14 protein-coding genes are annotated in these 12,739 nt (G+C 45.4%); 7 read left to right on the top strand and 7 right to left on the bottom strand.

Annotation, left to right across the window (positions count from 1 at the left end; genetic code table 11):
* Nucleotides 1–143 precede the first annotated feature (143 nt).
* The 3 genes from BCT11_RS19635 to BCT11_RS19625 all read left to right on the top strand — a co-directional run bounded on the left by BCT11_RS19635 (nucleotide 144) and on the right by BCT11_RS19625 (nucleotide 3,076).
* The gene (locus BCT11_RS19635; protein WP_102389051.1) at nucleotides 144–1,394 is read left to right on the top strand and encodes a hypothetical protein; all 1,251 of its coding nucleotides are present in this window, start codon (nucleotides 144–146) and stop codon (nucleotides 1,392–1,394) included.
* A 94-nt stretch (nucleotides 1,395–1,488) separates the two neighbouring features.
* Nucleotides 1,489–2,427 (top strand): LysR family transcriptional regulator, encoded by a 939-nt coding sequence (locus BCT11_RS19630; RefSeq protein ID WP_102389050.1) that lies wholly within the window; start codon nucleotides 1,489–1,491, stop codon nucleotides 2,425–2,427.
* A gap of 157 nt (nucleotides 2,428–2,584) precedes the next feature.
* A complete protein-coding gene (locus tag BCT11_RS19625) occupies nucleotides 2,585–3,076 on the top strand; it encodes a VOC family protein (protein WP_038869680.1) in 492 nt (163 codons plus the stop codon).
* A gap of 328 nt (nucleotides 3,077–3,404) precedes the next feature.
* Here BCT11_RS19625 and BCT11_RS19620 read toward each other — a convergent pair whose 3' ends face one another.
* The 6 genes from BCT11_RS19620 to BCT11_RS19595 form a co-directional block, all read right to left on the bottom strand.
* Entirely contained in the window at nucleotides 3,405–4,196 is a 792-nt protein-coding gene (locus BCT11_RS19620) for a hypothetical protein (RefSeq protein ID WP_102389049.1), read from the bottom strand.
* On the bottom strand, nucleotides 4,193–5,755 hold the full coding sequence (locus BCT11_RS19615) for an NAD(P)-binding protein (protein WP_102389048.1): 1,563 nt from the start codon (nucleotides 5,753–5,755) through the stop codon (nucleotides 4,193–4,195). Before BCT11_RS19615 ends, BCT11_RS19620 begins: the two co-directional genes overlap by 4 nt.
* A gap of 14 nt (nucleotides 5,756–5,769) precedes the next feature.
* Nucleotides 5,770–6,174 carry a hypothetical protein gene (locus BCT11_RS19610; RefSeq protein WP_102389047.1) on the bottom strand — a complete coding sequence of 135 codons (405 nt, stop codon included), beginning with the start codon at nucleotides 6,172–6,174 and terminating at the stop codon, nucleotides 5,770–5,772.
* Nucleotides 6,175–6,762: 588 nt separating this feature from the next.
* The gene (locus BCT11_RS19605; protein WP_038880285.1) at nucleotides 6,763–7,071 is read right to left on the bottom strand and encodes an MliC family protein; all 309 of its coding nucleotides are present in this window, start codon (nucleotides 7,069–7,071) and stop codon (nucleotides 6,763–6,765) included.
* Nucleotides 7,068–7,529 (bottom strand): ecotin family protein, encoded by a 462-nt coding sequence (locus BCT11_RS19600; protein WP_039974346.1) that lies wholly within the window; start codon nucleotides 7,527–7,529, stop codon nucleotides 7,068–7,070. The genes BCT11_RS19605 and BCT11_RS19600 overlap by 4 nt, the downstream gene beginning before the upstream one ends.
* Before the next feature lie 112 nt (nucleotides 7,530–7,641).
* Nucleotides 7,642–8,559: a LysR family transcriptional regulator gene (locus BCT11_RS19595; RefSeq protein WP_102389046.1), complete on the bottom strand. Its 918-nt coding sequence runs from the start codon at nucleotides 8,557–8,559 to the stop codon at nucleotides 7,642–7,644.
* A 139-nt stretch (nucleotides 8,560–8,698) separates the two neighbouring features.
* Here BCT11_RS19595 and BCT11_RS19590 point away from each other — a divergent pair, with 139 nt between their 5' ends.
* From BCT11_RS19590 to BCT11_RS19575, 4 genes are all read left to right on the top strand, one after another.
* A complete protein-coding gene (locus BCT11_RS19590) occupies nucleotides 8,699–10,006 on the top strand; it encodes a DUF1254 domain-containing protein (RefSeq protein WP_102389045.1) in 1,308 nt (435 codons plus the stop codon).
* A 154-nt stretch (nucleotides 10,007–10,160) separates the two neighbouring features.
* On the top strand, nucleotides 10,161–10,757 hold the full coding sequence (locus BCT11_RS19585) for a LysE/ArgO family amino acid transporter (protein ID WP_005434851.1): 597 nt from the start codon (nucleotides 10,161–10,163) through the stop codon (nucleotides 10,755–10,757).
* 39 nt (nucleotides 10,758–10,796) lie between these two features.
* The gene (locus BCT11_RS19580; protein WP_038880275.1) at nucleotides 10,797–11,216 is read left to right on the top strand and encodes a VOC family protein; all 420 of its coding nucleotides are present in this window, start codon (nucleotides 10,797–10,799) and stop codon (nucleotides 11,214–11,216) included.
* Nucleotides 11,217–11,345: 129 nt separating this feature from the next.
* Entirely contained in the window at nucleotides 11,346–11,597 is a 252-nt protein-coding gene (locus BCT11_RS19575) for a TIGR03643 family protein (protein WP_102389044.1), read from the top strand.
* A 38-nt stretch (nucleotides 11,598–11,635) separates the two neighbouring features.
* On the opposite strand, the gene BCT11_RS19570 is transcribed toward BCT11_RS19575, so the two are convergent.
* Nucleotides 11,636–12,355 carry a hypothetical protein gene (locus tag BCT11_RS19570; protein WP_054756615.1) on the bottom strand — a complete coding sequence of 240 codons (720 nt, stop codon included), beginning with the start codon at nucleotides 12,353–12,355 and terminating at the stop codon, nucleotides 11,636–11,638.
* Nucleotides 12,356–12,739: the final 384 nt, after the last annotated feature.

Here is a 12,739-nt window from a genome sequence, read left to right as displayed (position 1 = left end):
AATTGTAGTTGCAATAACGAGGCGGACCATACATTTTTGTATGACTCACCGAATACAGAACTTAAAATTCCGGGTTTATCCCATTATTCCTGAGCGTATTTTTGCTAGCCTGTTGGTGAGTGTAATTGGGATAAGGGGAAGTGATGAACAAGGTCGTATTGGTATTTGGCGGATTGGGGAACGCTAAATCGTCTGTGGTGGGTTTGTATGAGAACCTTCTGCATACCTTAAGTTCTCGCTTTGATGTCATCGCCATTGACCCTGCAGTTCAACATCCCAAGTCCTGTGCATCGCAGTTCCAATTCCCTTACTCCGCTCGCTACGCCGATTTTGACGCGTTTTTACAGGCTCACTCACACACTGATGTTGCTGCGGCCTTCGTTCTAACACCGGTTGGTACACACCTCTCCATTATTGAACAACTGAGTAATGCACTCGACATTCAAAACCTGTTGTTTGTGGTTGAGAAACCGTCCTTCTCCTTGGCTGAAATCGACAAAGGCTTTAACCAAGTCATCCCTGAGCTTAAACGTCGCGGAGCACAGTTTTACTTTATTGACACCGCTTTGGTTTCTCCTTCGTTGGAAACGCTCTTTGCTGATTCATCTATCGCACTACCTGACTCAGCCCCGCGCAAGATTATCGCGATTGCTGCCGACAACCCCATCGACAGTCATGAAGCAATCCAAGACTTCCGTTTTGAAAACCGAATTGCGTTACTCAACGCCAGAAAGCTACTTAACTTAGCCAACAGCGGCGGCGGAGGTTATGGCTTTGATATGGGCATCCATGCGATTGCTGGGCTAGTTCGCTACCTGCATAAATTCGGCATAGAAGACTCACAGATTGAACTAAAACACGCCCGTGCCGAACGTATTAACGAGTCGCAATTAGAGTACACACAAGGCGCTGAAACTCATCTCTATGTCGAAGGCGAACTTACGTCGACCGAGGGCAATATTGAAGTAGTGATTGAGGCAGGAAAAGCTGGTGATATCTGGGACAGAAGGTTGGAACTGCACTATCCAGACCGTGTCATCGCGATTGGTTTTGGCACACTCAAGCATCCACCGTATCTGTGGGAGAGAAGCCCCGATAGCCTCAAGAGCACCACATTTGATGTCTCTGGCTCAGGTTATGCGATGCACTTTAACGACATTCTCTGCACGCTTGGTTTTGACGCGGAGCCTTTACTCTCACAACAAGAGAGCGAAGCTTTGATGTCACACTCAATGAACTTGCTGCGCAGCGTATTTGACGCCATCGGCGGCACCCATCAAGTTCGCGAACAAAACATTGCCGAGGTTGAGGCACACACACCCAAATACCTATCAGAAGCAGAACTAGAGGTTCGGGCAGAGCTTAGCCAATACCTCAACAGTTTGATTGTTTAAGTGGGCAACGACTCAGTATTTCTGGCTCAATTCAGTTAAGTGATATAGTTTCTATTCATACCCTTCAATTTGTAAGTTGAATGATAGGAATATCATGATAAATCTATCCCACTTAATCAAAAATGATATGAACCTGCTGATTTGTCTGTACGTCTTACTGCAAGAACGCAGCGTGAGCAGAACCGCAGAGAAACTATTCTTATCTCAATCGGCCGTCAGTAAACAGCTTACTAAATTGCGCCAAGAGTTTGATGACCCCTTATTCGAGCGAGAATCCAAAGGTTTATTGCCGACCCCAAAAGCGCTGGCATTAGAAAGCAAGCTGCAACAAATCCTGATGCAAATTGATCAGCTTCGTGAACCAGAAGAGTTTGACCCAGAACGCTCGACTCGCGTTTTCAGTATCGACCTTATCGAAACCGCCTACTCCACGATTTACCCACGCTTTCTACCTCAAGCGTTGTCTACTGCGCCAAAGATAACCATCAAAAGTGCAGATTGGAGTAACAGCAGCATTACTCGATTACAGAGAAGAGAGATCGATTTTGGTGTCGGTATCTTTGAGTTTGATGATCGTTCTAAAACCCATGTCGATACCATCCCTGACACTCTAAATTACGCGGAACTGATGCGTGACACCTCGGCGTGTATCTTGAGAAAAGGGCACCCAGCATTAGAGGAAGAATGGAATCTCGACGCGTTCCTGAAGTACCGCCATATCCAAGTCATCACTGGCGGTGTGTCTAGCTGGCTATTACATGAGGTGCTCGACATACAACGCCTGCGCATCGACAACGCCGTCAACATGTCTGATATTTCCAGCGCGGTGAAACTGTGTGAGAAGAGCGACTTGATACTGACTTATCCTTACAAAAGCATCCGCGAGTTCGAAGGTAAATCAGACATTGTGATCAAACCGCTCCCAATAAAAATGGAACCTGGCGGGTTCTTTCTACTTTGGAACAAGCAACTCGACAATGACCCTAGCCACAAATGGCTAAGAGAGCTCATCGTCAGTCAGTCTTATGCCTAACTGAAAATAAAACGAGTGATGCCTAAGAAATAATGATAATAAAAAAATTATTATCTTCAAAATTATTGATAATTTCATATAATCAAAATTTCTCCATATACTCACCTCCATCGAAACGAAACACGAATTAAACATCACAGTTTTTTGGAGCAGAATTATGAAAATGAATCACGTAGGCATCATGGTTGGCGATATGGACAAAGCAGTAGAGTTCTACACTAAAGCGCTTGGTCTTCGCATCGTAATGAACAACACAAAAGTTATCGAAGAGCGCGAATCAGCAATCGGTCGTATGTGTATCGCTGTATTCGGTGAGGGCTTCAAAGGCTTCAACATCGCTCACCTAGTGACATCTGACGGCATCGGTGTTGAGCTGTTCGAAATGGTTGACCGTGAAGAGCGTCATAACGTTGATTTTTCTCGTCTAGGTATCTTCCATTTCTGTCTACAACTACCAAAAGAGCAGTTTGCTTCAGCAATCGAGCGTGTAGAAGAATTCGGCGGTAAAGTACGTATGGATATCATGCGCTACCACCCAGAAGACGAGCTAAAGCAAGCACAAATGGTTTACCTAGAAGACCCGTTTGGCAACCTATTTGAGTTCTACTCACACTCTTACGAAGACACTTACGCGTCTGATTACGAATAATTGAATGCTTAAGAATCAGAAAGGGTTGGCCTAGTGCCAACCCTTTTTTGTTTTGGTTAGTTTTGATGAATCAACCCCACCTAACCTCCCCTTGGTCTCAGCTTCGGCGATCAAAATACATCGAGAGCAAAGTCGGAGCGTGTTAAAACGAGATTCTTGATGTAGCCTAGGCTCGTCGAAATCACACCAAAAGCTTGGAACGAAATAGGATAATGCACCAAAGGACAGCCCTCCCCCTTGGACAAGAAATGAAAATGCTGAGCAAACCATGTCAATACAAGGGGGAGTTGGAGGGGGTTGCTAGTGAGAAACACATAACCCCAAGAGACTACATCAGAAAAATCCCAAGATAAGTGATAGCAACAACGCCAAGTAAAAACTCAGAAAATGGCTCTCTAACGATTGGCAATTGAATGAAACGGCTCAATCGATTCGATATTGCGAATTCACTTCCGCCCCAATCTAAACTCTTTAAGTTGAAACACAGGCTGAGGAAAAGAAGGTGACTGGCTGTCGCGATGCGGGCGTGGAAGAAATCCTCAGCACCAATTGCAATAACAAAAGACGCAATGTGGCAGATAGCCAACGTCAGTTTTGGCAACACAGAGCGATATTCGACAAGCAGTAATTGCGCCAGCCACAAACCGTAAATCACTTTTAATTGCCAAGGAACAGGCTCTCCAAATAAGACGATCCTCCCCTCTCCTTGCAGTGTGGTTTGCATCCCTGAATGTACCCAGTAGGCGATCGCCGCAGCCAGTACCATCGAAATAAACATCGACAAATAAGCCCGCTTTTTCAACTGCACCAATAAAAATCCCGCGGACTGGAGAACGAAAAATACGGCCAAACCCTTATCGACATGTTCGATGCTGACCCATTTACTCACCGCTAAAAAACACAACACGTTAAAACCAGTTTCCAAACAGAGGATTCGCTTTATCTCTCCTGAATTTTCGACCGGTTGCGTTAACGGCCAGAACACCACAGGTAACAGCACTGTCAATGCTAACGCGAGCCAAATCGAACTTTGCACTAGTAGATAAAAACCACTGCTGTACACCAAACACAGCAACAGAAAGAGCCCCGATGACAAGGGTGAATAAATTCGGGACTTCATTGGCACATCTCATGTTCAGAGTCTGCATACTCGGCTAAATCCGCCGAGCATAAATTAGCGGTTTCTATACATCGCTCCAACGTAACCGGTACTCGCCAAGTTTGGCGGGGATCAGATAAATACTCACCGCTTAAAAAGACGTTAGAAAAGTTTTTCACTGTTGTTGTGAGCGTATTCTGAGTGGTAGGTTGAGTGAGGGCGTGTTGCAAAACCCACTGTCGAGGCTGCCCACGCTCATTGATAAAAACATCACCATGAAAGTACTCTGAGTACAAAGTGTCTAGCTCTTGAGGTGTGACTATTTTTGCCCCAAGGCCAACTCTAAATCCTTTGTAAGCCGAATGTTCGAGTAGGTCCAGTTGCCCAAAAAGCTGAAACAATAATTCATCTTTTACTTGCTCTTCAGTACAAGACAGCATTGGCTTTTGATACAAAAGCCCAAGTGCATCATCAAGCTTAGTCGCGGTTACCGATAAGCACGCCACCTCACCTCGAGATGTGTTTCTGATGGTCACGTGATAGCTCAATCCCCAGGGAGAATCGAGGACTAAGCCAACCGTTCTATTTTTGAGTTCAGCAGGGATTCGAGAAAAATAAAACTGAAAACCGTGGCTCAAGACGTAATCATAACTTAATGCTGAACTGGTTTCTGAAAGTAAAGAGTGAGTAACATGGGCCGGAAGCGCAAAGACATAATAATCGGCGAGAACGGTACAGTCATTGTGTAGTCGCACACCATCCACTCGGGTCCGTGCTTTGTTGGGATAGATGGCCTTCGCTTTGTAGCCTAAGTGAAACTGAACACCCTGCTTTTGGAGATGGTGAGTCAACGGGTTAATAAGCGCGTCACTAATGGGTTTGCGCATTCCCAAGCTGTAGGCGTCTGGTGCCAAAGTATGCAACTCGCCTTCTTTATTGTTGAGTAAATCCAAAATCGCCAATGCTGGCGTATCATCAGTCGCTCCAATCCAACCTAGCAAGACTGAACGAAGGAAAGCGGCAAGGTGTGGCCTTGAGTCGTAGCAGAAGAAATCTCTAACGGAAACACCGAGTAATTCCTCTGTAGAATACGTTTGCTGCAATCGTTGCTTAAACCAAAACGTATCCGTTAGAGGAACTTGAGCATAATGCATTGAATAGGCAGACTTTGCGTCATCCCACAGTTTTTCTAAACGCGTAAAATAACCACGCTGAAACTGTATGGTTTTGCTACTTTGTGCCCAAGAAAACTGCACGATATTCTGAGGGTAAAGCGAGTCTAAACAAGAGCCAGCCCCTGAAGGAATTTCTTTAAGAAAATTAATGAGGTTGTGGTTTTTTGCGAAGAACTGCCGATGAGTAAGTTCATGAACCCTCCCCCCTTCATCTACCGTTCCGATACACTTTCCTCCGGTGTATAGCTCCTTGTCGTAAACAGAAACCTCAAAACCTCGTTTTATGCAGTTATGAGCCACAGTTAAGCCAGAAATTCCAGCACCGAAAATCGCCACTTTGGGACGCGAAGAGCCCGTGCAAGCACAGGCCTTCTCCCCCCTTTTATTCGAAGAGTAAAAAGTCATGTTCTCTCCTCGAACTATCGATGAAAGTTGACATGATTCGCGATCTCTAATCGATATAGATCGTGGTTCGGAAGTTGATTCAACACTGCACTGATGTCGAGCTCAAATGGACTATTCGCCAGTGAACGACACATAATCAGATCGTCACCCACAATCATCACTTTAGGTGTCGCACCTTCCCACACAAGCTGGGCTGAGAGGTTTAAGTCACTGATATTAATCCCACAGTCGTAAGTGCGAGAACGCAAAACACCATTTTCTACTTCGTACCCACCAACCAACACAATGGGATTCTGCACAGTAGGAAAGACAATCGCGTCATTTCCTCCAGCAGCTTGCTCGGTTGGGAAACTAATCGCGTCTTCAGCGTGAACAAAAGAAGCAGCAAGAAGGGTCACGAAGCCAAGAACGTTTTTCATTATAATTTCTCCATTTTTATATTTATAGCGGGAATGTTCCCAAACGAGAATGTATATCAACTCCGCACTTACGACCATTGGCTTAAGGATTTTAATTTTGTAAGAAATACGCCATAGTCCAAAAATGCCAAATAAAAGATAAACTTAATAATTATCAGCACCTTGAATAAACAAAATGAATACTAAACAGAGAATTTTAGAAACTAAGACAACAAATATAGAAAGCCAGATATTGGAAAGGTTTTCGAAGGTTGGACAAAAACAAAAATAAACCCGATTAATTACATAACCTTTAAATGATAAAGGACACAAATAGTTGTTCAATGAGTTTACTTAGTAACACATTGAACATTAAGATTTTATAAAACAGGCTAATCTCTCACCTAAACTTACGACAAGGTAACTTGACCTAAACTTTCGAAGTAGCTTTTACGAAGAAGAAAAGAGGGTGCTAGAGGCGGATTTGTTCGATGTGGATTGACCCAGAAAGGGAAGCTGCAACCGTATTGCCACAGAAAACATATGACCACCATACAAAGCGTGAAAACAAAAAGGCTTTGTATCAACCAAGCCTTTTGAATTTAAAGATTATTTCGTCACGCGACATGCACTTTGGGATATCTCGTTGACGATTAAAATCGCTTCGTCACCTTTGGTGTGCAGAACTAACATTTGGTCATCAGACATATATTTTGCGCCAGAGGCAGAGCGAACTTGTTTGAGTTCAATCTCTCTCCCGTCATCAACAGTGATCAGCGCTTTTTCCTGATCAAAGCTAGCAGCGAACTGATGGCCATCATCACACTGGTATTGATACTCTGGCGCGGTAGAGGCACAGCCACCAAGCGCAAGCAAACCAACTAATGTCAGTGCGATTTTTGCCTGCTTAGCAATCATTCTTCAGGTGCCCAAACGCGAATGTTCACGTCCAAATCCGCTGGCGCGTAAACCACAACAGGTAGCTTGCTGTTGTAACGGTAAAGGTCGCGTGTTGGCATTTGAACGAAAGTCTCTACCTTCTCCATGTCTTCAGGACAAGCCATTAGTGTAGAGATGCCACCTGCTGGAGAAGCGTCAACTTGGTAGTAAGTGTAACCCCAACCTTCTAGCGAGTGCGCGCTCACACTGCCGCCCAGAGAAACGCGGTTACAGTCTGTTTCCATCATTTTGCCTACCACAAGCTCAACGCGCTTATCTGCTTCGTTGCTTGCTGGGTCTACATAGAAAACGTGCTTCGTCATGTTCTCCATCTCTGGGAACATCTCTGCCGATGGGCGAGATACATCATTTGCTGAGTTCATTGTCGAACATCCGCTCAGTGCCAATGCACCTGCGGCCAACCAAACTGCTTTCATCGTTTTTTCCTTTTTCATATGGATGGGCATATTGTAATGGGGAACGCCAGCTTATTGTGAAACTACGGTTTAAATTGAGGTCTACTCTCACAATTACGACGTCAATGCGGAATCAGGCTCGGATGCCCAACTCAGCCATCAAAGATTCAATGGATTGATTCAGCCATTGTGTCATTGGTTCATTTCTTCTTTTGGTGCTGTAAACATAGCCAAAATTGCCTTCTAATATTGGTAACTCCTGCGCAAAATCGAGACCAACAAACCGCGCGTCCAATTGCTCAATAAGGTATTTGGAGCATGGGAAAAGGATGTCACTTTCAGATACGAGGTTAAGAATAGTATTGATATGGCTCGTTCTAAGTTGAATCCTAGGCACTACGGACAAGGGCTGCAGTAAACGAGAGATGTGCACTTCTTTTTCATTCCAATGGGGAATGATGTGTACAGCAAACGACGCCGCCTTGAGATCGTCCAGTTGAACCCGCTCTCCCTCCAATGGATGCCCAATGCGGCCAGCCAGAGCGAAATGGTCTTTGCCGCCCTTCTTCTGCACTAGGAATTTAGGTAAATCCATTGGGAAATAGTTAATGCCAAAGGCAATCTCTCCTGCATCAATTTTCTCGGGCGTTGCTTCTGTCCAATCCTCAATCACCAAGTTCATCAATGGGGCTTCCTTGGCAAGAAACTGAGTCAAAGGAGCAGAAAACCATTGAGCGATAGAGGCATTTATCGCTATGCGCAGGTTGGCTTTATCGGTACTTGGGTCGAAGCGCTCTTCTGTATTGACCAACGCTTCAATGTCATGGATGAGGCCAGAAAGCTGAGTTTTGAGCTCTTCCGCTTTTGGAGTTAGCTCCATCACCGCCCCCTTTCTCACCAAAATATCATCGTTGAAGAGCTCACGAATCTTTCTTAAGTTTCGGCTCACGGCGGGTTGGCTAGTACAGAGCCGCTCTGCCGCGACGGTGGTATTTTGCGTTTCGAGAATGACCGACAATACCTTCAACAAGTTGTAATCAAATCCAATCACGCTCAGCACCTTTTCTGCGTTTTGACTGACTCTATAACAATAATGGTATGAGCTAAATACCACCAATTCATTTCTGTCATAGCGCGGACAAAATTTATAGTGAGTGCATTCACCACACACTATTTGGATGATGTCAGCTATGAAAAAGAAACTTCTTGTCACCTTGTTGGGTTTGTCTGCACTTGGCGCTCAACCTGCCTTTGCAGATACGGCCAATAGCGAACTTGCGAAAGATGCCTACATTTATGGATACTCGATTGATGAGGCGTACAAATTCTTCTACCACACTGCAGTAGAAAATGATTACCCACTCAATCGCTTTCAAAATATTCGCGGCTTAGCCGATGACACCTATACCGCGCACCCGACCATCAACAACGACACACTCCACTTGATGGGGTGGCTAGACGTTGCTGCTGAACCCGTTATCGTCAGCGTTCCAGATATGGATGAAGGACGCTACTGGATACTGCACACCATGGACATGGGTCACTACACCAACGCGGCATTCAGCTCACGAACGCGTGGCACAGAAGGTGGCCAATTCATGTTTGCCGCCAACAATTGGCAAGGTGAGGTTCCGGATTCCGTAGATGAGGTGATTCGCGTCGACAGTAACCTAGTTAAGCTGATGGGACGCATCATGGCGCTGGGTGGCGAAGACACAAAAATCGCACTCGATTACATGGATCAATGGACTATCCGCACCTTGTCGGAATACCTCGGTCAAAACGGACCGAAACCCGTGCAGCGCACCTACCCAGATCCAAAACATTCGACTTGGCTGGAGCGCGTTAACTTCGTCCTTTGCGATGGCACAATGGGTGATGCTGATAAGCAGTGGTTAGAAAAATACCAACCTATCGGTGTCGAAGCTTGCAAAACCGACTTCACACCAGAGCAATTGAAGCTTGCCAAAGCAGCAGAAAAACAAGGCATGCAGCGTATTATCGAGCTGGCACCGAAAGTCACGGATGCCCGTCAGATACTAGGCACACGCGATACCCTTGGCGATACCCCTCGCGAAGTCTTTGCTGAGGGCACTTACCTTGGCCAATGGGGCTTACCACCTATTGAAGCGTCTTACCGCAAGACGGACTTTGATACCAAAGGGGAAAAGCTGGATGGCTCGAAGCATGACTACGTGATGCGCTTTAAAGCCCCAAATGTCAGTGAGTTTTGGTCGGTAACCATTTACGGTAGTGATAACCGTTTGATGGCTAAAAACGCCTTAAACCGACACAGCCGTGGGGATCGCAGCATGAAGCCAGATGCGGATGGTTACTACACCATTCACATGAGCTCTGACACGAAAACCAATGCGGATAACCCGAATTACTTACCAGTACCAGAGAAACCGTTTTACGCCATCATGCGCTTCTACGGTGCGGACGAAGCGATTCAAAGTGGTGAATATCAAATGCCAGAGATCGCCCCAGTCGAGTAAGCTCTGCGATTAATCCTTGAAGAAAAAACCGAAACGTTACTCTTTGGAGTAGCGTTTCATGTTTCTCGATCACGTCATTACTTGCCACTTGCTCCAAACCAATGACAAGGTTATGGTTTGAAGCCTTATTTGGTCGACGTTCAAGGAAGAGAGAATGACCACCTACCTTGCTGGCTTTACGCTTGGCATATCACTGATTCTTGCTATCGGAGCGCAAAACGCCTTTGTGCTGAAACAAGGCATCAAACAGCATCATGTCTTTCTGGTGTGCTTTATTTGTGCACTGTCCGATGCAATTTTGATTTCCCTTGGAGTGGCGGGCTTTGGCTACTTGGTGAAGCAATTTCCCTTGATTGAAACCATCGCGCGTTACGCTGGTGCTGCGTTCCTAACTTGGTATGGTCTCAGCAGTTTACGCTCGGCATTGACGCAAAAACACGTGATGAATCCTGAAGGTGATGCCTCCAAAAGCGCATGGCAAACGGCTCTGATCTGCTTGGCATTCACTTGGTTAAACCCGCATGTTTACCTTGATACCGTTGTACTTTTAGGATCGATTTCTACCCAGTATGAACCACACAAATGGCAGTTTGCAGTGGGTGCGGTATCAGCTTCCTTCGTGTTCTTTTTCAGCCTTGGCTATGGCGCTAAGTTATTGATCCCCATCTTTAAGCATGCTCGCTCTTGGCAGGTTCTTGAGTTCATTATTGGCTTTGTCATGCTGGCTCTGGCGATCAGCTTGCTGGTTTAGTGCGTATACTTTTCTCAATGCTCGAAAAAGGAACACGTCATGGCAAACCAACGCAACCCCATTGAAATCAAAGCCCTCGATCACGTGGTATTGAGAACAGATAATCTCGATGCGATGCTCCGTTTCTATCGAGATCTATTGGGATGTCCTATCGAGCGGGAGTTGCCAGACTTAGGGCTGACGCAGTTACGTGCTGGCGCAGCCATCATTGATTTGGTGACGGTTGAAAGTGAACTCGGAAAGTTAGGCGGCAAATCGCCAAGCCAAGATGGCCGCAACCTCGACCATTTCTGCCTGCAAATTGCACCTTTTGAAGAGTCTGAGTTGCTTAAATATCTTCACCAACATAATGTCCACGTTGAAGAGTTTGCCGAACGATATGGCGCACAGGGCTTTGGTCGCTCTGTGTATTTAGAAGATCCAGAAGGCAATGTGGTCGAGCTTAAACCACAGGAATAACTTGTTGCTATTCCTAACTTTATTTCCTCATTTTATCGGTTAAATGCGGCTTTCTATTAAACCGTTTCGCCGTTGATTACGTATGTGTGTTCCTAAGCTTAAATAGGCAACCCTGATTAGGAACACACCATGACCCCCAACGACGACACACTATCCAGAATCATAGAAATGGCATGGGAAGACCGAACCCCGTTTGAAGCGATTGAGCATCAATTCGGCTTGAGCGAAAATGGTGTTATCAGCCTGATGCGTCGCCACCTCAAACCCCGCAGTTTCAAGCTTTGGCGACAACGTGTATCTGGACGCAACACCAAGCACTTAAAACTGCGCTCACCAGACGTAAACAGAGGCTATTGCCCAACGCAATACAAACAACGTTGAGCCTCTCGGCCAAGCCTTTAAACTCAAGTGTTCTGTGCCTAGACCATAAAATAAGGCGCACTGTCTCGCATGAATTCCGCCATAGAGGCAAGGTAGTCCCAAGTTTCACGATAGGTGTGACTCATGCATTGCGTGAAGGCTTGGCACAGTGACGGATCTTCTTCCAACCACTGGCTGACGTGTTGCGCCGTGTAGGAAACCTGCCTCACCTCATCATCTAAAATCTGCTGAATGGTCGGTCGCATCTCTTTCAGATACGGGATATCCGATTGGTCGATAAAACTCAGTTGAGAAACCAATAAACACCAAGAACGAAGTTCGACAGAGTGAGCTCGGAAAAGGTGGATTTTAATATCGTCGTAAAAGTTGCTCACATTGCTGAAATCACTCGACTTTTCTTCTTGATATACTTCGGTTTGGTAACCCGTTAATGGGATCAAACTGGCGTACATCGCTGAGTGGTTTCTGTCGTTTTGGCAGTGATGCATGATTTGCTGCTTCATTTCCCCTTGCGCATAACGATTGGCAATCATTTTGAGTCGCTCTGCGCCCTCTTCTTCGTTGATAGCATTGTGCAGCAAGTAATACGCCATAGTTTGTTTGCTCTGGAATATTTCTCCTGTGAGCTCACCCATCGCTTGAGGTGTAAGTGAGGAATCGGAATGTAGGTAGCTTGCAATAGAGGCTTTGTACTCTTTAGAGGGTACAAAGTTATTGTCTTCTAGCAAGTTATAAAGGCTGGTCTGTAAACAGTTCATGTCACCTTCCTTGATGGTGCTGCATCGCAACACGTCATGCTGACTACTAAGAAAGTGAGGTATTTATCAATACGCTCCTTGGAATGAGGTGGCTTCAAGCGGAAGAGTAGAGTTTGGGATTGATTTCGGCTCGGAGCGGCTGGCCAGCGGCGAGGTTAGGACAACTCTTAATGCTTTCGTATGAATATTTAACGACCTCATTGATTTATGAAGCATATATTTTGTTACAAAACAGTTAAATGATCATTTTATAAATGTTATGTATTGAAAATAGACAGAACGAAATGCGGTGTTATTAATGATTGTTTTATAAGGAAAATCAGCGTTGTCGCGCATTTTGCCCTGCATACCAATTTTAGGAAATTACAGAAAAGTAGTGTGATA

Source organism: Vibrio sp. 10N.222.52.B12 (genome assembly GCF_002875385.1).
Taxonomy (GTDB): Bacteria; Pseudomonadota; Gammaproteobacteria; order Enterobacterales; family Vibrionaceae; genus Vibrio; species Vibrio jasicida.
The sequence above is the reverse complement of the archived record's forward strand: the minus strand, read 5'-3'. Positions and strand labels throughout refer to the sequence as shown.

Bases quoted from the DNA above. Each gene is read 5' to 3' on its own strand.
- BCT11_RS19635 (WP_102389051.1), top strand. From the start codon at position 144: ATGAACAAGGTCGTATTGGTATTTGGCGGATTGGGGAACGCTAAATCG.
- BCT11_RS19630 (WP_102389050.1), top strand. From the start codon at position 1,489: ATGATAAATCTATCCCACTTAATCAAAAATGATATGAACCTGCTGATT.
- BCT11_RS19625 (WP_038869680.1), top strand. From the start codon at position 2,585: ATGAAAATGAATCACGTAGGCATCATGGTTGGCGATATGGACAAAGCA.
- BCT11_RS19620 (WP_102389049.1), bottom strand. From the start codon at position 4,196: ATGAAGTCCCGAATTTATTCACCCTTGTCATCGGGGCTCTTTCTGTTG.
- BCT11_RS19615 (WP_102389048.1), bottom strand. From the start codon at position 5,755: ATGACTTTTTACTCTTCGAATAAAAGGGGGGAGAAGGCCTGTGCTTGC.
- BCT11_RS19610 (WP_102389047.1), bottom strand. From the start codon at position 6,174: ATGAAAAACGTTCTTGGCTTCGTGACCCTTCTTGCTGCTTCTTTTGTT.
- BCT11_RS19605 (WP_038880285.1), bottom strand. From the start codon at position 7,071: ATGATTGCTAAGCAGGCAAAAATCGCACTGACATTAGTTGGTTTGCTT.
- BCT11_RS19600 (WP_039974346.1), bottom strand. From the start codon at position 7,529: ATGAAAGCAGTTTGGTTGGCCGCAGGTGCATTGGCACTGAGCGGATGT.
- BCT11_RS19590 (WP_102389045.1), top strand. From the start codon at position 8,699: ATGAAAAAGAAACTTCTTGTCACCTTGTTGGGTTTGTCTGCACTTGGC.
- BCT11_RS19585 (WP_005434851.1), top strand. From the start codon at position 10,161: ATGACCACCTACCTTGCTGGCTTTACGCTTGGCATATCACTGATTCTT.
- BCT11_RS19580 (WP_038880275.1), top strand. From the start codon at position 10,797: ATGGCAAACCAACGCAACCCCATTGAAATCAAAGCCCTCGATCACGTG.
- BCT11_RS19575 (WP_102389044.1), top strand. From the start codon at position 11,346: ATGACCCCCAACGACGACACACTATCCAGAATCATAGAAATGGCATGG.
- BCT11_RS19570 (WP_054756615.1), bottom strand. From the start codon at position 12,355: ATGAACTGTTTACAGACCAGCCTTTATAACTTGCTAGAAGACAATAAC.